At 64.2% G+C, this 19,314-nt stretch carries 16 protein-coding genes; 10 read left to right on the plus strand and 6 right to left on the minus strand.

All coding sequences use genetic code 11. The features are described from left to right. Window positions 1-13 precede the first annotated feature (13 nt). From LB577_RS17190 to glp, 5 genes are read left to right on the plus strand one after another with little or no spacing between them, the layout of a single operon-like run. The gene (locus LB577_RS17190) at window positions 14-1,906 is read left to right on the plus strand and encodes a SurA N-terminal domain-containing protein (RefSeq protein ID WP_224687599.1); all 1,893 of its coding nucleotides are present in this window, start codon (window positions 14-16) and stop codon (window positions 1,904-1,906) included. Further along, complete coding sequence (trpD, locus tag LB577_RS17195; protein ID WP_224687600.1) at window positions 1,903-2,913, plus strand: anthranilate phosphoribosyltransferase; 1,011 nt, start codon at window positions 1,903-1,905, stop codon at window positions 2,911-2,913. The genes LB577_RS17190 and trpD overlap by 4 nt, the downstream gene beginning before the upstream one ends. A gap of 3 nt (window positions 2,914-2,916) precedes the next feature. Further along, window positions 2,917-3,729, plus strand: coding sequence for an indole-3-glycerol phosphate synthase TrpC (gene trpC / locus LB577_RS17200; protein WP_224687601.1), 813 nt, complete (start codon window positions 2,917-2,919; stop codon window positions 3,727-3,729). Window positions 3,730-3,731: 2 nt separating this feature from the next. Further along, window positions 3,732-4,214, plus strand: a complete 483-nt coding sequence (moaC, locus tag LB577_RS17205) for a cyclic pyranopterin monophosphate synthase MoaC (RefSeq protein ID WP_224687602.1) — start codon at window positions 3,732-3,734, stop codon at window positions 4,212-4,214. Beyond that, complete coding sequence (gene glp / locus LB577_RS17210; RefSeq protein WP_224687603.1) at window positions 4,214-5,419, plus strand: gephyrin-like molybdotransferase Glp; 1,206 nt, start codon at window positions 4,214-4,216, stop codon at window positions 5,417-5,419. Before moaC ends, glp begins: the two co-directional genes overlap by 1 nt. Before the next feature lie 44 nt (window positions 5,420-5,463). Here the strand turns inward: glp and LB577_RS17215 are convergent, their stop codons facing one another. Then, the gene (locus LB577_RS17215) at window positions 5,464-6,294 is read right to left on the minus strand and encodes an alpha/beta hydrolase (protein ID WP_224687604.1); all 831 of its coding nucleotides are present in this window, start codon (window positions 6,292-6,294) and stop codon (window positions 5,464-5,466) included. 310 nt (window positions 6,295-6,604) lie between these two features. Here LB577_RS17215 and LB577_RS17220 point away from each other — a divergent pair, with 310 nt between their 5' ends. Then, the gene (locus LB577_RS17220; protein WP_224687605.1) at window positions 6,605-8,230 is read left to right on the plus strand and encodes an AMP-binding protein; all 1,626 of its coding nucleotides are present in this window, start codon (window positions 6,605-6,607) and stop codon (window positions 8,228-8,230) included. Then, entirely contained in the window at window positions 8,227-9,063 is an 837-nt protein-coding gene (kynA, locus tag LB577_RS17225) for a tryptophan 2,3-dioxygenase (RefSeq protein WP_249490902.1), read from the plus strand. Before LB577_RS17220 ends, kynA begins: the two co-directional genes overlap by 4 nt. Before the next feature lie 4 nt (window positions 9,064-9,067). On the opposite strand, the gene kynU is transcribed toward kynA, so the two are convergent. From kynU to LB577_RS17245, 4 genes are all read right to left on the minus strand, one after another. Then, a complete protein-coding gene (kynU, locus tag LB577_RS17230; RefSeq protein WP_224687606.1) occupies window positions 9,068-10,315 on the minus strand; it encodes a kynureninase in 1,248 nt (415 codons plus the stop codon). A gap of 18 nt (window positions 10,316-10,333) precedes the next feature. Then, window positions 10,334-11,257: an ABC transporter permease gene (locus LB577_RS17235; protein WP_224687607.1), complete on the minus strand. Its 924-nt coding sequence runs from the start codon at window positions 11,255-11,257 to the stop codon at window positions 10,334-10,336. 5 nt (window positions 11,258-11,262) lie between these two features. Next, entirely contained in the window at window positions 11,263-12,042 is a 780-nt protein-coding gene (locus LB577_RS17240; protein WP_023777423.1) for an ABC transporter ATP-binding protein, read from the minus strand. Window positions 12,043-12,123: 81 nt separating this feature from the next. Beyond that, window positions 12,124-13,110: an ABC transporter substrate-binding protein gene (locus tag LB577_RS17245; RefSeq protein WP_224687608.1), complete on the minus strand. Its 987-nt coding sequence runs from the start codon at window positions 13,108-13,110 to the stop codon at window positions 12,124-12,126. A 126-nt stretch (window positions 13,111-13,236) separates the two neighbouring features. Here LB577_RS17245 and LB577_RS17250 point away from each other — a divergent pair, with 126 nt between their 5' ends. Together LB577_RS17250 and lexA are read left to right on the plus strand one after the other, a co-directional pair. After that, window positions 13,237-14,034, plus strand: a complete 798-nt coding sequence (locus LB577_RS17250; protein WP_411969286.1) for a GntR family transcriptional regulator — start codon at window positions 13,237-13,239, stop codon at window positions 14,032-14,034. 429 nt (window positions 14,035-14,463) lie between these two features. Continuing rightward, window positions 14,464-15,216 carry a transcriptional repressor LexA gene (gene lexA / locus LB577_RS17255; RefSeq protein ID WP_013895379.1) on the plus strand — a complete coding sequence of 251 codons (753 nt, stop codon included), beginning with the start codon at window positions 14,464-14,466 and terminating at the stop codon, window positions 15,214-15,216. Here lexA and LB577_RS17260 read toward each other — a convergent pair. Further along, window positions 15,210-17,663, minus strand: a complete 2,454-nt coding sequence (locus LB577_RS17260) for a ComEC/Rec2 family competence protein (protein ID WP_224687609.1) — start codon at window positions 17,661-17,663, stop codon at window positions 15,210-15,212. The two genes, lexA and LB577_RS17260, sit on opposite strands and share 7 nt — an antisense overlap. 101 nt (window positions 17,664-17,764) lie before the next feature. Between LB577_RS17260 and gltX the strand changes: the two genes are divergently transcribed. After that, a complete protein-coding gene (gltX, locus tag LB577_RS17265) occupies window positions 17,765-19,189 on the plus strand; it encodes a glutamate--tRNA ligase (RefSeq protein WP_224687610.1) in 1,425 nt (474 codons plus the stop codon). Window positions 19,190-19,314: the final 125 nt, after the last annotated feature.

The following is a 19,314-nucleotide window of genomic DNA, read 5'->3' on the forward strand; positions in this document are numbered from 1 at the left end:
ATCGGAAGTAACCATGCTTGGTACATTGAGAAGCGCGGCAGGCACCTGGGTCGCGAAGACACTGCTTTCGCTCCTGGTGGTCAGTTTCGCCGCCTGGGGCATTTCCGGGCGCCTGATGGGCGGCTTTGCCGGCCACGATTCGGTGATAACCGCCGGCGGCACCAAGGTGTCGATCAACGAATACCGCCTCGCCTACGATCGCCAGCTGGCCGTCATGTCGCAGCAGTTCGGACAGCGCCTGACCCACGAACAGGCCAAGGGGCTCGGCATCGACAACCAGATCCTGGCTCAGCTCGTTTCCGGCGCCGTTCTCGACGAACAAGCAAGGAAACTGGGGCTCGGCCTGTCCAAGGACAGGCTGGCGGAACTGACACGCGAGGATCCGGCCTTCAAAGGCCCAGGCGGCCAGTTCGACAGAAGGACGTTCGAATACATGCTGCGCGAGATCGGCATGCGGCCCGAGGATTATCTGAAGAACCGCGCCCAGGTGGCGGTGCGCCAGCAGATCGTCGAGGCAGTTTCGGACGGCCTCAAGGCGCCGGACACCTTCTTCAAGGCGGTCGCGCTCTATCGCGGCGAGGACCGCACGGTCGACTATCTGACATTGCCAAAGGCGCTCGTCGAGCCGGTCGAGGCGCCGAGTGACAGCGTGCTTCAGGCCTATTTCGAGGCCAACAAGAAAACCTACGCCGCGCCTGAATACCGCAAATTCTCCTATGTCCGCCTCGAACCGGTGGACATCATGGATACGACCGCGGTCACCGACCAACAGGTCAGCGACGACTACAACAAGAACAAGGCGCGCTACACGACGCCCGAAATGCGCACCATCGAGCAACTCGTGTTCAAGACGCCGGACGCGGCCAAGGCCGCGCTTGATTCGCTCAAGGCGGGCGCCACCTTCGACAAGCTCGTCGCGGCCGAAGGCAAGACGCCGGCCGACACGTTGCTCGGCACGCTGGCCAAGGACAAGATCGCCGACAAGGCGGTCGCCGATGCCGCCTTTGCGCTCAACGCGAACGAGGTCAGCCCGGTCGTCCAGGGCGCCTTCGGTCCGGTTCTGCTGCGCGTCACCGAGATCAAGCCCGAAGTGGTGAAGCCGCTGGCCGAAGTGTCGGACCAGATCCGCAAGGACCTGGCGCTGGGTGAGGCAAGCCGCATCCTTTTGGATGTGCACGACAATTACGAGGACACTCGCGCCTCCGGCAGCTCGCTGGCCGACGCGGCGGCCAAGCTGAAGCTCAAGGACATCACGATCGACGCCATCGATCGCTCAGGCCTCAGGCCGGACGGTTCGATCGTCAAGGACCTGCCGGAATCGCCGGAGCTGATCAAGGCCGTCTTCGATGCCGAACCCAACACTGAAAACGACGGGCTGACCACGGCGGACAATGGCTTCGTCTTCTATGAGGTCAGTTCGGTCACGCCGGCTCGCGACCGGACGCTTGATGAGGTCCGCAAGAAAGTCGTCGCCGACTGGACGGCCGCCGAGACCACCAAGCGCCTCGCCGCCAAGGCGGACGAACTCGAAAAGCGGCTCAAGGCCGGCGCCACGCTGGACGTCATCGCCGGTGAGCTCAAGCTGGAGAAGCAGACCAAGCGCGGTCTGAAGCGTGAAGCCGACGATGCGGACTTCGGCAAGGAAGGCGCTGCCGTGATGTTCGGCGTCGGCGAAGGCGGAACCGGGTTGATCCCCTCGCCCACCGGCGACGGACAGATCCTGTTCAAGGTCGCCGAAGTGTTCGAACCAGCCGGGGCCGATGCCAGCTCGGTACCGGAGGACGCGCAGAAATCCTTCACCTCCGGCATGTCGGACGATCTGCTCGACCAATTGGTGGCGCAGTTGCAGACGCAGTACGACGTCCGCGTCGACCAGGCCGCCGTCGCCCAAGCCTCGACAAGATGAGCGCGCTGAAAACCCATATCGCCAAGGTCGCGACCGGCAGCGCGCTTTCCTTCGAGGAAGCGCGCGAGGCTTTCGACATCATCATGTCAGGCGACGCGACCCCGGGGCAGATCGGCGGCTTCCTGATGGCGCTGCGCGTGCGCGGCGAGACGGTGAGTGAGATCTCCGGTGCCGTCGCCACCATGCGCGCCAAGATGCTTCGCGTCGAGGCGCCGCCAGGCGCGATCGATATCGTCGGCACCGGCGGCGACAATTCCCATAGCGTCAACATTTCGACAGCCTCGGCCTTCGTCATTGCCGCCAGCGGCGTCCCGGTCGCCAAGCACGGCAATCGCGGCCTGTCCTCGCTGACCGGCGCCGCCGATGTCCTGGTCGCGCTCGGCGTCAAGATCGACCTCTCGCCGGAGCTCATCGGCCGTTGCATCCATGAGGCGGGCGTCGGCTTCATGTTCGCCCCCGCGCACCATCCGGCGATGAAGCATGTCGGCCCGACCCGCGTCGAGCTCGGCACCCGCACCATCTTCAACCTGCTCGGGCCCCTCTCCAATCCGGCCAGCGTCAAGCGGCAGATGGTCGGCGTGTTCCTGCCGGAATGGGTCATGCCGGTGGCCGAGACGCTGAAGGCGCTGGGCACCGAACATGCCTGGGTCGCCCATGGCGATGGCTATGACGAGATCACCACCACCGGTGAGACGCAGGTTGCCGAACTGGTTGGCGGCGAAATCCGCAGCTTCACGCTGACCCCGGAAGAGGTCGGACTGAAGCGCCATACCAAGGACGATCTCCGGGGCGGCGACGCCGCCTACAACGCCAGCGCGTTGCGCGATATGCTGGGGGGAGCTGCCGGCGCCTATCGCGACACCGTGCTGATGAATGCCGGCGCCGGGTTGGTGATTGCGGGCAAGGCGACGACGCTGGGCGACGGCATCACGCTCGCCGCGCAGGCCATCGACAGCGGCCGCGCTTTGCAGGTGCTTGACCGGCTGGTCGAAATCTCGAACGGGTGAACCGTGTCTGACATTCTGCGCAAGATCGAAGCCTACAAGCGCGACGAGATCGCCGCCGCCAAGGCACGCGCGCCGCTGGCGGAGATCAAGGCGCGAGCCAAGGATGCCGACGCACCGCGTGGTTTTCTCGCCGCACTCGAGGCGAAGCGCGGATCCGGCAACTTCGCCCTGATCGCCGAGATCAAGAAAGCGAGCCCGTCCAAGGGGCTGATCCGGGCCGACTTCGATCCACCGGCATTGGCACAGGCTTATGAAAAAGGCGGCGCTGCCTGCCTTTCCGTGCTGACCGATGCACCATCCTTCCAGGGCGCGCCGGAATTCCTCACCCGGGCACGGGCAGCCACCGCCCTGCCCGCGCTGCGCAAGGATTTCCTGTTCGATCCCTACCAGGTCTATGAGGCCCGCGCCTGGGGCGCGGACGCCATCCTGATCATCATGGCCATCGTCGACGATGCCTTGGCGAGCGAATTGGAAGCGACCGCATCCGAACTCGGCATGGATGCTTTGATCGAGGTGCATGATGAGGCCGAGACGCAGCGTGCGGTAAAACTGTCGTCGCGGCTGATCGGCATCAACAACCGCAATCTGAGAACATTCGAAACCAGCCTTAAGACCTCGGAGCGGCTGGCGCCGATGGTGCCGGGCGACCGGCTGCTGGTCAGCGAGAGCGGTATCTTCACGCATGACGATTGCCTCAGGATGCAAAAGACCGGCATCGGCACCTTCCTCGTCGGCGAAAGCCTGATGCGGCAAGAGGATGTCACCGCGGCGACGCGCCTGCTTTTGACGGGCAAGGCGTTGACCGAGGCAGTCTGACGATGGCAGCCGCCCTCACCCATCTCGGCGCGCAAGGCGAGGCCAACATGGTCGATGTCGGCGACAAGCAAGAGACGACCCGCACCGCGATAGCCGAGGGTTTCGTCTCGATGCAGCCCGAAACGCTGAAGACCATCCTCGCCGGCAACGCCAAGAAGGGTGACGTGCTCGGCACCGCGCGTATCGCCGGCATCATGGCGGCGAAGCGGACGCATGAGCTTATCCCGCTCTGCCATCCGCTGCTCTTGACCAAGGTTTCCGTCGACATCGAGCCGGACCATGCCCTGCCTGGGCTGAAAGTCACCGCTCTGGCGCGCGTCACCGGCAAGACAGGCGTCGAGATGGAAGCGCTGACCGCCGCTTCCGTGGCCTGCCTGACCATTTACGACATGGCGAAAGCCGTCGATCGCGCCATGGTCATTTCCGGCATCAGGCTGGTCGAAAAGACCGGCGGCAAGTCCGGCGACTACAAGGTGGGCGCCTGATGGCGCTGCTTCCGGTCGCCGAGGCGCTCGAGCGCCTGCTTGACGGCGCAGCACCCTTGGCTGGCGAAAGCGTTTCTCTTTTCGAGGCGATCGATCGCGTGCTGGCGGAGCCGGTCGTGGCGCTTCGCACCCAGCCGCCTTTCAACGCCTCGGCCATGGACGGTTATGCGGTGCGCGCCGCCGACATGGCCTCGGTGCCATCGAAACTCTCGGTGATCGGCATGGCGCCGGCGGGGCGCGGTTTTGACGGTATAGTCGGCAAGCGCCAGGCGGTACGCATCTTCACCGGCGCGCCGCTGCCTGATGGCGCCGACACCATCGTCATCCAGGAAAATGTCCGCGATCTCGGCCGCGGCGATATCGAAGTGATCGAACCCACCGCTGAGGGACGCAACATCCGCCGCGTGGGCCTCGACTTCGCGACAGGCGATGTCCTGCTGGAAAGAGGCCGGATGCTGGATCCGGCGGCGCTTTCCCTGACCGCATCGGCCAATCACCCTCGGGTGAGCGTGGTGAAGAGGCCGCTGGTCGCCATCATCGCCACCGGGGACGAGTTGCTGCCGCCCGGGAGCGAGCTCGGGCCGGACCAGATCATCTCGTCCAACGCCTATGGTGTCGCCGCGGCGGCGCAATCGGTCGGCGCCCGCGCGCTCGATCTCGGCATTGCCGCCGACCGCAAGGACGCAATCGCGGCATTGGTCAGGAAAGCCGTTGCCGCTGGCGCCGATGTCATCGTCACGCTGGGTGGCGCCTCGGTCGGCGACCACGATTTGATCCATGACGTGCTGACCGGCGAAGGCATGACGCTCGGTTTCTGGAAGATCGCCATGCGCCCCGGCAAGCCGCTGATGTTCGGCCGCCTCGGCGACATCAGATGCATCGGCCTGCCCGGCAACCCGGTGGCAAGCCTGGTCTGTTCGCAATTGTTCCTGAAGCCGATTCTGGCAAGGCTTGGCGGCCGCGATTATCGCCAGGACGTCCGCCAGGCCCGGCTGGGCGCCGCAATGGCGGCCAATGATCTGCGCCAGGATTATGTGCGGGCGATGGTCAGGGAAGACGATGGCGGGCTGGTGGCGACGCCATTCAGTATCCAGGATTCTTCGATGCTGCGGATGTTGGCCGACGCCAACGGGCTTGTCGTGCGCGCCCCCTTTGCCCCCGCATCCGCTGCCGGTGACACTTGCAACGTGCTGATGCTACGCTGAAGAATAGCAACATAAGCACTGATATAGGTCACAAAAGATCTTGATTATTCCGAGATCAAGACCCGTGTCAGCGCATGCGCCGGATCGGCAAGCCCGTCGACAATGTCGTAGTGATGCCGGTCGGGCTCGACTACGGCGCTGGTGGCGGCGCCAAGGCCGATCCAGATGTTGGCCAGCAGCGCATTCTGGCGCAGGAATTCGGAACGCTCGCCGCCGCCGGCCCAGCAGGTGATGCGGGCGCCGTCCATTGGCCGCAGCAGGGCCGGGCTTTCAGTCAGCGCCTCGTGCTCGTCGATTGCCAGCGCCTCGTTCATGCCGGTGCGCATGAGCGGACGCAGGTCATGCAGGCCCGAAATCGAAACGACATGGCGTACGCGCCTTGCCACATCGGCGGCCAGCGGCGTGGTCGTGGTCACCATTCGGGTGGCAAGATGGCCGCCGGCCGAATGGCCGGTCAGCATCAGCGGTCCCTCAACGAGTGCCGCTGCCTTGCTGATCGCCGCTCCGATCTCGCTGACGATGCCGGCGATGCGTATGTCCGGACACAGCGTGTAGGACGGCATCGCCACGGCGAAGCCGCTGCTGACCGCGCCCTTGGCTAGGTGCGACCAGCCGCTCTTGTCGGACTCCAGCCAGTAACCGCCATGGATGAACACCACGAGCCCCCTGGGAGCGGCATCGGGCAGGAAAAGATCGAACCGGTTGCGCGGTCTATCGCCATAGGCGACATCGAACCTTGCGCGACCCTGCGCCGACAGCGCATCGCGAAACGCTTGCGCCGGCTCCGCCCACGCGGCGGGCCACCGGTCGCTACCGGCGATATTCGCGCCGTTGGCGTAGGCATTGTTCCAATCGGCAATGCGATGTTCGATCATCGGCACCCTCCCCCGAAGCGGCATCGTTTCAGCGCTAGCAATGGCGGCCACCATGCCACGCGTCAATGCTCCAGGGCAAAACATTTTAGGCTTGAAACAAATTTCGACTGGTGCGATCCTGCCTGCGGAACAGTCGGCAAAATGGGAGGTCTGCTGTGCTGCCCTATCTCGGATATCCATCTTCCGATGGCATGGTCGAGCAGGTGCAGCCGGCGTCACGAAACCTCCACGAAAGACAGGAACGACGGATTAACCGCCTTCGGCCAGATGCCTCGCGCATTGGCCAGGTAGCACATAGGATAGCGGCGAGATGCTTGGGCCTTCAGCGCATATCGACACGTTCACGCGCGATCACCTGCCGCCGCCGGAACAATGGCCCGATATCCTGCTCGACGGTTTTGATTATCCTGAACACCTCAACGCCGGTGTCGAACTGACCGACAGGCTGGTGCAGAAGGGGCTTGGTGACCACACCGCCTTGATCGGCAACGGCCGCCGCCGCACCTACAAGGAGCTGTCCGACTGGACGAACAGGCTCGCCCATGCGCTGGTCGAGAATTATGGCGTCAAGCCGGGCAATCGGGTGCTGATCCGTTCCGCCAACAACCCTGCCATGGTCGCCTGCTGGCTGGCCGCCACCAAGGTCGGCGCCGTGGTCGTCAACACCATGCCGATGCTGCGCGCCGGCGAGCTCTCCAAGATCGTCGACAAGGCCGAGGTCACCACCGCGCTCTGCGACACTAGGCTGATGGACGAGATGACCGCCTGCGCCAAGGACAGCGCGTTCCTGAAACAGGTCATCGGCTTCGACGGCACCGCCAACCATGATGCCGAACTCGATCGCGCCGCGCTCGACAAGCCGGTGACCTTCACCGCCGTCAACACCGGCCGCGACGATGTCGCCCTGCTCGGCTTCACCTCGGGCACGACAGGCGTGCCGAAGGCGACGATGCATTTCCACCGCGATCTCCTGATCATCGCCGACGCCTATGCCCGCGAAATCCTGCAGGTGACGCCGGACGATATTTTTGTCGGCTCGCCGCCACTCGCCTTCACCTTCGGCCTTGGCGGGCTTGCCATCTTTCCCCTGCGCTTCGGCGCGGCGGCGACGCTGCTGGAGCAGGCGACGCCGCCCAACATGATCCACATCATCGAAACCTACAAAGCGACTATCTCCTTCACCGCGCCGACTGCCTACCGCGCGATGCTGAAGGCCATGGACGAAGGGGCGGACCTGTCGTCGCTGCGTGTCGCCGTGTCGGCCGGCGAGACATTGCCAGCTCCAGTCTTCGAGGAGTGGACGAAGAAGACCGGCAAGCCGATCCTCGACGGCATCGGCGCCACCGAAATGCTGCACATCTTCATCTCCAACCGCTTCGACGACATGAAGCCTGCATCGACCGGCAAACCTGTCGGCGGCTACGAGGCCCGCATCGTCGACGACGAGATGCGTGAAGTGCCGCGCGGCGCGACCGGACGGCTTGCGGTACGTGGACCGACCGGCTGCCGCTACATGGCCGATGACAGGCAGAGGGACTATGTCCGCGACGGCTGGAACCTTACCGGCGATACCTTCACGCAGGACGAAGACGGTTTCTTCCATTTCGCCGCCCGCTCCGACGACATGATCGTCAGCGCCGGCTACAACATCGCCGGACCGGAGGTCGAGGCGGCGCTGCTGTCGCATCCCGATGTCGCCGAATGCGCAGTCATCGGGGCCGGCGATGCCGAGCGCGGCCAGATCGTCGAAGCGCATGTCGTGCTGGTGCAAGGCGTGGCGCCGGACGCGTTGACCGTCAAGCGCCTGCAGGACCACGTCAAGGCCACCATCGCACCTTACAAATACCCGCGATCGGTGAAATTCATCACCGCGCTGCCCAAGACCCAGACAGGGAAGATCCAGCGCTTCCGGCTGCGCACGGAGACCGTCAATTGAGCGAGCCCTACGATCCAGCGTCCGAAGGCGCCCAGATGTCGTTCAAGGAACGCATGTCCTACAGCGACTATCTGCATCTGGAGAAAGTGCTGGAGGCGCAGACGCCGCTGTCGTCGGCGCATGACGAGATGCTGTTCATCATCCAGCACCAGACCTCCGAGCTCTGGATGAAGCTCGCTTTGCACGAGATCGGTGCCGCGATCCATTCCATCCGTGCCGATCGGCTTGAGCCCAGCTTCAAGATGCTGTCGCGCGTCGCCCGCATCTTCGAGCAGTTGAACAATGCCTGGGACGTGCTGCGCACGATGACACCCAGCGAATACACCGAGTTCCGCGATGCGCTCGGCCAGTCCTCGGGCTTCCAGTCCTGGCAATATCGCGCCATCGAGTTCATGGCCGGCAACCGCAACCTTGCAATGCTCGGGCCCCACAAGCACCGGCCGGACCTCAGCGGCAAACTGGAGGCAATCCTGGCGGAGCCATCGCTCTACGATGAAGCGCTGCTGCTTCTGGCGCGCAACGGTTTCGACATCGGTGCCGACGCCGGGCGAACCGACTGGCGCGAAACCCGGACCGAGAATGAGGCGGTCCTGGTCGCATGGCAGACCGTCTATCGCGACCCGCAGCGCTACTGGATGTTTTATGAATTGGCCGAAAAGCTGGTCGATTTCGAGGACTATTTCCGCCGCTGGCGCTTCAACCATGTCACCACGGTCGAGCGCATCATCGGCCTGAAACGCGGCACCGGCGGCACGTCGGGCGCCTCCTATCTCAAGAAGATGCTGGAGGTCGTGCTGTTCCCGGAACTCTGGACGGTCCGCACCCGGCTCTAGTTTCTCAAGTCACCGCCGTCTTGACCGCAAATCGCGCCTCTTTCCAAGCTTCAGTGCGCAAAATGTCCTCCAGCACCTCGACCGCCTGCCAGACGTCTCTGTAGCCGACATAGAGCGGCGTGAAGCCGAAGCGGATAGTCGACGGCGCGCGGAAGTCTCCGATCACGCCGCGCTCGATCAAGGCCCGCATCACCTGGTAGCCATGCGGATGCATGAAGGAAATCTGGCTGCCGCGCTGATTGCCGTCCCGCGGGCTCTCCAGTTCGAGGCCATAGGCACCGCATCTTGCTTCGACGAGCTGGATGAAAAGATCGGTCAGCGCAATGCTCTTCGTGCGCACCGCTGTCATGTCGACATCGTCCCAGATATCCAGCGCCCCTTTCAGCGCCCGCATCGAAAGCACGGGCTGCGTGCCGCACAGGAAGCGCCGGATGCCGCTGCCGGCGGCAAAACCCTGTTCGAAGGCAAACGGCCGCGCATGGCCCCACCAGCCGCTCAGCGGCTGGTGGACATCGCCGTGATGACGCTTTGCGGCATAGATGAAGGCCGGAGCGCCCGGACCGCCATTGAGATATTTGTAGGTGCAGCCGATGGCGAAATCGGCATTGGCGCTGTCGAGCTCGACCGGCAAGGCGCCGGCGGTGTGGCAGAGATCCCAGACGATCAGCGCGCCGGCTTGATGGGCCTTACGTGTCAGCGCGGCCATGTCACGCAACTGGCCGGATTTGTAATTGACGTGGTTGACCAAGATGACCGCGACGCGCTCGTCGATCAGCTCTTCGATATCAGGCGCATCGACGCCTTCGAGCCGCAGCACGGTACCCGGCCGAGTCGAGGCGACGCCTTCGGCCATATAAAGATCGGTCGGAAAGCTGTCGCCCTCGGCGACGATGACCGACCGGTCCGGCCGCATCCCGAGTGCGGCATGCAGCACCTTGTAGATGTTGATCGAAGTCGTGTCGCAGACCACCGTCTGGCCCGGGGCGGCGCCGATCAGCCGGCCGAGCTGGTCGCCAAGCGCGACCGGCATATCGAACCAGCCGGCGGTGTTCCAGGCACGAATGAGGTCCTGCGCCCACTCTTTGGTCGCGGCCTTCTGCAGCTCGTTGAAAACCGCAGGCGCCGCGGCGCCGAGCGAATTGCCGTCGAGGTAGATCACACCCTCCGGCAATGTGAACCGGTCGCGCATGGCGCGTACCGGATCCGCCGCATCCATGGCTTCGACGGCCTTGAGGTCGAGCGTTGCGTTCATGATTGGTGATGTCCTCGATTATTCACGAATGGCTTCGCGAGCCGGCGCGGGTCCCCGGCTGCGCTTGAGGCTTGGCAGAGCAAGCATGGCGAGCACGAACAGGCCCGTGGCAAGCTTCAAATCGGGAGGCGGCATGCCGGCGGCAAGGCAGAACGACACCAGTTGGTAGTAGATGATCGCGCCGGCAAAGGGCGCCAGCAGCTGGCGCCAGACCGTCTGCTTGCCGACAACCGCCTCGCCGATCATCAGCGCGGCCAGTCCGTTGATGAGGATGCCCAGCCCCATATTGACGTCGGCGAAACCCTGCGACTGCACCATCAGCGCACCGCTTGACGCCGAAAACGCGCTCGCCAGCCCGACGCCGCCGATGGTCGCCGCCCAGACATTGATGCCTTGCGCCTCGGCCATATCAGGATTGGCGCCCACGGCGCGCACCGCGGTCCCTTTCTCGGTCCTGAAGAACATGTGGAGCGACACGAAGACGACGAGCGCGAGAAGGCCGGCGACGACGATCTTGCTGGCCGGAAAACCCGGCCGCGCGAACGGTACCCAGTCGAACACCGCGGGCGAACCGAAGACGGAGAGATTGGACTTCCCCATGATGCGAAGATTGATGCTGTAGAGCATCGTCATCATCAGGATACCGGCAAGCAGCGTGTGGATACGGAAGCGCAGATGGATGAAGGCGGTGCAGCAGCCCGCCGCGAAACCCACGATGAATGCGACCAGGATGCCGGTCACCGGCGCTGCTCCGGCAGCCAAAAGCACGCCGCAGACGCAGCCGCCCAGCGGAAACGCGCCTTCGCTGGTGAGATCGGGAAAATTCAGCATGCGAAACGGGATCATGATGCCGAGCACGACAAAGGCCAGGATCAGGCTTTGCGCCAGGGTGACCGGCATGATCGCGATGAAGCTGGAGAGAACTTCCTGAATAAAGCCCATGGGGATCAGCTCGCCAGCAGCATGCGGTCGGTCTTGACGGAAAAATGGCCGATCAGATCGATAACCGTGACCCTGGCCTTTTCCTCGCCGGTGACTTCCAGCAGGACCCGGCCCGCGTCGAGCATGATCACCCGGCTGCCATAGTCGACGGCGTGCTGCATGTTGTGGGTGACCATCAGTGTGGTCAGCTTCAGCGCGCTGACGGCGCGCACCGTCGCCTGCATGACGATCTCGGCCGTGCGCGGGTCGAGCGCTGCGGTATGTTCGTCGAGCAGTAATAAATCAGGTGATCCGCCGACCGCCATGATCAGCGACAGGGACTGCCTCTGTCCGCCCGAGAGCAGGTCGACGCGCGTGTCGAGGCGATTTTCAAGGCCGAGGCCCAATATCGACAGCCGCTCCTTGTAGGAGGCGAGCCTTGTGGCGTTCAACCCTTGCCGCAAGGTGCGCTTGTGGCTGCGCAGATCGGCAAGCAGCATGTTCTCCGCCACCGTCATGCTGGCGGCGGTGCCGCGCATCGGATCCTGGAAGACCCGCGCCAATTTGGCGGCGCGCTTGTGCACCGGCATATTTGTCACATCGGCGCCATTGATCAGGATCTTGCCGGAATCGAGGATCAGCGCGCCGGAAATGGCGTTGAGCATGCTGCTCTTGCCGGCTCCGTTGGAGCCGATGACGATGCCGAACTCGCCAGTCGCCAATGACAGGCTGAGGCTGTCCAGCGCGATCTTCTCGTCGGCCTGGCCCCTGTAGAATACTTTGCGCGCGGATCGGATCTCGAGCATCGTTCCTCCCTGACCTGACGGGGGGCGGCGCCCCCCCCGGGCCCCCCCCCCCCCCCCCCCCCCCCCCCCTCAGTCCCGATATCAGTCGACGATGCAGCCGCAATCGGCCATCGAAGCCGGTATCTCGATGCCGAACGCGGCCATCGCCTTGCGGGAGATTTGCGCCATGTGGTCTTTGTAGGCCGGGCGCGATGGCGCGATCGTTTTCGGATCCTTGCCCTTGAGGATCTCGGCGGCGATGTTACCCGCATTGACGCCGACCTGCGTGTAATTGACAGCGAAGCTTGCCGGTACGGTGCCGTTGCGGACCGCGCTGTCGTCGGAGTTGACGACCGGGATGCCGGCCTGGCGAGCGGCCGCGGAGACGGCGGCGATCGCCGGCTGGATCAGGTTCGAGGCCGGGCCATAGATAACGTCGGCCTTGCCGGCGAGCGAGGCGATGCGTTGCTGGATGTCATTGACGTTGTCGATGCCGACCTCCACGACTTCGAAGCCGGCCGCAGGCGCCGCCGCCTTGATCTTTTCGACGAGGGCAACGTCATTGGCCTCGCCTGGATTGTAAGGCACGCCGAAGCGCTTGGCGTTCGGCAGAAGCTTCTTGGTGAAGGCCATCACCGCGGCGACATCCTGCAGATCGCTGGCGCCGGTCATACCTTCATCTCCCGCGTCCCACGACGGCACCAGCTTGGCCGCCACCGGATCGGTGACCGCGGCAAAGACGATCGGAATGCCGGAGCCCGCGAGTGCCTTCTTGGCGATCTGCGAGACCGGCGTGGTGATGGTGTAGATTAGCTTGGGCTGCTCGGCCTGCAGCTTGGCGATCATCTGCGGCACCAGCGATGCGTCGAAATTGGTATGGCTCTCCGTGTAGACGACGTCCTTGCCCTCGACGAAGCCATTGTCCGTCAGCGCCTTCTTGAAGCCGGCTATGGCGGCGTTCAATTGCGGATGCTCGCCGAAATTGGCAATGCCGATACGGATCTGATCGGCCGCGGCGCTGCCGGCGCTGACCATCAATGCGCCTGCCAGGGCCAATCCTGACAGCCATGCGGATTTCGACTTCAACATCATTTCCTCCCAGATTTGATCAGCGCCGCCTCGGGGCACCTCCAGCGATCATGGTCAGTCCCTCGGCGCATGTCAAACATTATATATAATTCTTGCCATCACCCACCATCATATATAATTTCTCCAATGGCAGAGAACGAATGGATCGCAATGCAGGACCAGAAGAACTCCACCAAGACAGAAGCCGCCTACCAGCTTCTGCGGCGCGATATCCTCACCACCCGTCTCATGCCGGGCGCCCCGCTCAAGCTCAGCGCTCTGCGCGGCACCTACGGAGTGGGCTGGACGCCGCTGCGCGAAGCGTTGTCGCGCCTCGAAGCCGAACGCCTGGTCACCGCCATCAGCAATCGCGGCTTTGCGGTCGCCCCCGTGTCCCGCGCCGAACTTGAGGATCTGGCGCGCGCGAGGATGGTCGTCGAGATACCGCTCTTCCAGGAATCGATGGAGAAAGGCGGCCGGGAGTGGGAAGACGCGGTTGTCACCGCGCACTACCGGCTCGCCCGGTGCAAGACCGCGGTGGACGACCCCTCGGATGCCGCCGTCGATCAGTGGGACGAGAACCACGAGGCTTTTCACGCGTCGTTGCTGAGTGCGGCGACGTCCAGCTGGCTGTTGCGGTTTCGCTCGACGATCTCGGATCAGCTGCGCCGGCACCATCGCTTTCTTGGGCTGGCGCCGACATTGCGGGCCGCGGCCGGCCTCAAGGACGGCTACGAGGAGGCTATGAACGCGCTGCGCGAGGCGATGGCGATCGAGCACCACACGGCAATCATGGAAGCCGCCCTGGATCGCGACGTCGAGCGGGCAAAAGCGCTGATGACGGCCCACATCGGCTATACGCTGCACGTCTATGTCCACACCGAGGACGGCGACGCGAACAAGGACGTCGGGCGCGCCGGCAGCCTGAAAGCGGTTGCCGGATGATCTCGGCGCCTCCGCATCGTCCGACGCTCGACGAGATTGCCGAAGCCCGCGATCGGCTGGCTGCTTCCGAACCGGCGATTGTTGGCGTTTTGATTTCGTTTCGTTCACGGCAGGCAAGCCGATCGCAGGCGCGAAAATCGGCCTCGCCAGGGTCAGCCGTCCGCTGATGCCGAGCCATGTCGCAAGACTGGCCGCAGGCTATTAACCAAGACATTTCAATGCGGGCGACGGGCGGCAACGGGCGAAAATCCCCGATTTCCGGCCTGTCCGGCCCTGCAAATGATTACGGCCCTCTTACCAAATTCACTAAACTTTAAACGGTTGCAGAACACAACTGGAACAGATAGTGTTTGTTCTGGGTTTGTTTTTTCGATTCTGGATCAGAACCATTCTGGATCAAAACCTTGTCCAGATGCCTTGGGGGCCGCCATGCTGACACGCAAGCAACATGAACTCTTGATGTTCATTCATGAACGGCTCAAGGAAAGCGGTATTCCGCCCTCCTTCGACGAGATGAAAGAGGCGCTCGACCTCGCCTCCAAATCAGGGATCCATCGCTTGATCACGGCGCTGGAGGAACGCGGCTTCATTCGCCGGCTGCCCAACCGGGCGCGTGCGCTGGAAGTGCTGCGGCTGCCCGATTCGATCGCGCCGGGCCTCAACGCGGCGAAGAAATTCTCTCCAAGCGTCATCCAGGGAAGTCTCGGCCAAGGCGGTCTCGGTCAGGGCAGCCTCGGCCGCCAAATCAAGCCGGCACCGTCGCGCTTTGCCGCTGCCGGCAATGACGACGATGCGGTTCCAGCGGTGTCCATCCCGGTCATGGGTCGCATCGCTGCCGGTGTGCCCATCGATGCCATCCAGCATCAGACGCATACTATCTCGGTGCCGCCGGACATGATCATGGGCGGCGAGCACTATGCGCTGGAGGTCAAGGGCGACTCGATGATCGAGGCCGGCATCTTCGATGGCGACACTGTCATTATCCGCAACGCCGATACGGCGAGCCCGGGCGAGATCGTCGTGGCCTTGGTCGACGAGGAGGAAGCGACTCTGAAGCGGTTCCGCCGCAAGGGTGCCTCGATTGCGCTTGAAGCCGCCAATCCGGCCTACGAGACGCGCATCTTCGGGCCAGACAGGGTCAAAGTGCAGGGCAAGCTCGTTGGGCTGATCAGGCGCTACTGAGCCGGCACGGCACTTGGCTTGTCAGGTTTGCGATAGGGCTGCAGGCCCCTCGCCTCGCGCGAAAACTTTCGCTGCGCGTGCCAGGGCCGATACGGACTGTCCACCGCGAAACTGATGGTCGGCGGACCGGTGGCAGATTGGCGGTCGAAGAAGATGGCCGCGCTGCCCTTGCGGGCGAGCTGCCGTTTGGTGACGACGAGAACCAGCGGATTGTGGCAGGCGTCGTAGGCCGTTGCGTCATTGACGATGATCAGGTCGGCGAAGCCACAGGCCTTCCAGGTATCCTTGCGGTCTTCGACATGCGCTATGATCGCACCGGACGGGTGCCTGGCGAGACAGACACCGTCGGTGCAATAGAACGGCGCTCCCGGCGGCAGGCTGACGGCATCGGCAATATCGAATTGTCCATCCGCCTTGTCGAACATCTCCGGCAGGATGATGGTTTCGGATCTCAGCGCGCGTTTCCAGTTGTCGACGGTGAATTCGTTCGGCCGGGCCCGGCTGACCGCGAGTTCGCCACCGCCGATCGGCAGCGCGACCAGCCGCGCGTCTTCCGAGACCAGCACATCCGGCGTGCGCGTGTCGGACACCACCAGCAAGCCGGCGAGCGCGAATGGAAGCGCTGCAAGCCGCAGCCACGTCGTCGCCATCGTCGCGATGACCAGGGCAATTGCCACCAGCAGAACGGATTGCTGTGAGATGAGCCCGACCGCATCGACCGGAGAGCGTTCCGATATCCACGCCGAAATGGCGATCATCGCGGTCAGGCCCTTGCCCATCAGGTAAAGGGATGGCGCGTCCAGGCCGAACGGCATCAGCAGCGCGCTGGCAACGGCCAGGAACATCACGAGTGAGACGATCGGCATGACGGCCAGATTGGCGAACAGGCTGAGCGGCGACACCCGCTGGAAATGCCAGATGGCAAACAGCGCCGTGGCGCTGCCGGCGATGATCGACGTCATGGCCAGCCCGCCTGTCGCCAGCAGGAATTTGCGCGTCAGGAAACCCGGCAAGGAGCGCTTCGGCGGCGGCGGTCTGGTCTTTCCCGCCCGGTGATCCGCCCAGCCGGCATAGGCGCCAACCAGGGCCGCGGTCGCGGCGAACGACATCTGGAAGCTCGGGCCGACCACCTCATGCGGCGAGACCAGGATGACGGCGATCGCCGAGATCGCCAGATTGCGCATGGTCAGCGCCGCGCGATCGAACAGGACGGCAATCAGCATCACCGCCAGCATGATGAAGCTGCGCTCGGCGGCGACGACGACGCCGGAGATGACGAGATAGGCGGCGATCGAGAAAAGTGCTGCCGCGGCCGCGTATTTCTTCACCGGCCGGCGCGCGGAAAAGTCCGGGAACAGCGCGAAGGCGCCGCGCAGCAGTCCCATGATGGTGCCGGCGACCAGCGCCATGTGCAGTCCCGAAATGGAGATGATGTGATAGATGCCGGTGCGCCGCATCGCTTCGTTGATTTCGTCGGGGATGCCGGCGCGCACGCCGACGATCAACGCCGCCGCGATCTCGCCTTCTGCGCCGCCGACGCTGCCCCTGATATGGTCGGCAATGGCTTCGCGGGCGTTCTCTATCGCTGATGAAAGGCGGGCCGACAGCGGCATGCCAGCGTCGTCGGCTGCAACGACTTTTGGATTGCCGAGAAAGAACCCGCTGCCACCGATGCCGGCGAAATAGCTGTCGAAGGAGAAATCATAGCTGTCCGGCCGCACCGGACCGGTCGGCGGCAACAGCTTGGCATAGCCGGTAATAAGGGAGCCGGCGGTCATTTCCGGCGGTATCTTGCGTGTCGAAAGCCGGACCCTTTCCGGCGCGTAGCGCAGTTTCGGCCGGGCGGTCGACGTCACGTCGATGGTAAGCCGGATGCGGCCGGTCTCCATCTCTTCGATCGAGACCACGCGGCCGCTCAGTTGCGTCGAGATTTCCGAGCCCAGCATCTGGGTTCCCGTGCGCCACGTCTCGACCTTGGCGGCGAGCAAGCCAAGCGCGCACAGCAATGCCGCCGTCAGGAACAGATGGGTTTTCGGCCACGAGCGCGAGACAATCGCCAGGAAGCCCATGAGGGCCACCACCGCGACAGGCCTGGCGAAGTCCGGTTCGGCTGCCAGGGAAAAATAGCCGATCGCGCCGATTGCAAGGCAAACCGGCACAAGCAGGAAGCCAATGCCGCGGTCAAGCTCCAGCTCCGCCGCCGCAGTGATGCCGTTGCGCAGGCGCGGCAATGACAGCCGGCCGAGTTGCCGACGCACACGCACGATCCTGCCGGCCGGCGACGGAATTGGCGCGGGGATATCCGGTGCGGGCTGGTTGCCGGAACCCGGCACGAGAGGCGATTGCGTCGGCAGCGAGGCCGGCAGCGGCATCGCAAACAGGGACCGCTCGCTGACGCCGACAACGGCGTCCTCGCCCTGATCCAAGCCCCGGCTTCGTCCAGCCATTGGGTCTGCCCCTTGCACCCCTGACGCCCTATGCTACATGAACGCGCGACGCGCGAAAGTCCGCGCACCCACACCCGCCCCAGACGCTTCCCGAGAGTTCCATGCCCGACAAGGTCGTCACCCGTTTTGCCCCCTCGCCCACCGGCTACCTGCACATAGGCGGCGCGCGCACCGCGCTGTTCAACTGGCTGTACGCAAAGCATACCGCCGGCACGATGCTGCTGCGCATCGAGGACACCGATCGGGAGCGTTCGACCGAGGCGGCGACGGCGGCGATCCTGGACGGCCTCACCTGGCTCGGTCTGGGCTGGGATGGCGAGGCGGTTTCGCAGTTCGAGCGCGCGCCGCGACACCGCGAAGTGGCCGAGGAGCTGGTGCGCCTGGGCAAGGCTTATTACAGCTACGAGACCCCCGCCGAACTCGAGGCGATGCGCGAAGCGGCGCGCGCCAAGGGCCTGCCGCCGCGCTACAATGGCCAGTGGCGCGATCGTGATCCGTCCGAGGCACCGCCCGGCGTCAAGGGCGCCATCCGTGTCAAGGCACCGACCGAGGGCGAGACCGTGGTGCACGACCGCGTGCAGGGCGAGGTGCGCTTCCCCAACAAGGATCTCGACGACTTCATCATCCTGCGCTCCGATGGCAACCCGACCTACATGCATGCCGTCGTCGTCGACGACCATGACATGGGCATCACCCACATCATCCGTGGCGACGATCACCTGACCAATGCCGCCCGCCAGACCGTGATCTACAACGCCATGGGTTGGGATGTGCCGTCGATGTCGCACATCCCGCTGATCCATGGCGCCGACGGTGCCAAGCTGTCGAAGCGGCACGGCGCGCTTGGCGTCGAAGCCTACCGCGCCATGGGCTACCTGCCGGAGGCACTGCTCAACTACCTGGCGCGCCTGGGCTGGAGCCACGGCGACGACGAGATCATGTCGATCGAGGACATGGTGTCCTGGTTCGACATAGGCGACGTCAATAAGGGCGCGGCCCGTTTCGATTTCGCCAAGCTGGAGGCGATCAACGGCGCCCATATGCGCGGCATGGCCGATGCCGAACTCTTGGACATCTTCATCGCCACCTTGCCCTTTCTCGAGGGCGGCCCGGCGATGGCCGCGCGCCTCGACGACCGCAACAAGGCGCAACTGCTGGCAGCGCTTCCCGGCTTGAAGGAGCGCGCCAAGACGCTGGTCGAGCTCGTCGACGGCGCCGCCTTCCTGTTTGGCACGCGGCCACTGCCGATCGACGACAAGGCGGCACTCCTGCTCAATGACGATGCCCGCAAGATCCTGCGCGGCGCTCACGAAGCTTTGAACGCGCTGTCGGGCGACTGGTCGGCCGCGGCCGCGGAGGCCGCGATCCGCGACTACGCGCTGGCCGGTGGCCACAAGCTTGGCGCCGTGGCGCAGCCTCTGCGGGCCGCCCTGACGGGCAAAAGCACCTCGCCAGGCGTGTTCGACGTGCTTGCCGTGCTGGGGCGCGAGGAGAGCCTGGCGCGCATAGCCGATCAAATCGATTAGGAGCAAACTGGCCCAAGAAGATTGGCATTGAAAGGCGGGTTTCGCAGTGCAACATTAGGTCCTGGCCCAATCTGGCACGCACCCTCCTGAAATGCGGTGGCGAATACGCGCATTGCGGTGATTTC

Source organism: Mesorhizobium sp. B283B1A, assembly GCF_020165735.1.
Classification (GTDB): domain Bacteria; phylum Pseudomonadota; class Alphaproteobacteria; order Rhizobiales; family Rhizobiaceae; genus Mesorhizobium; species Mesorhizobium opportunistum.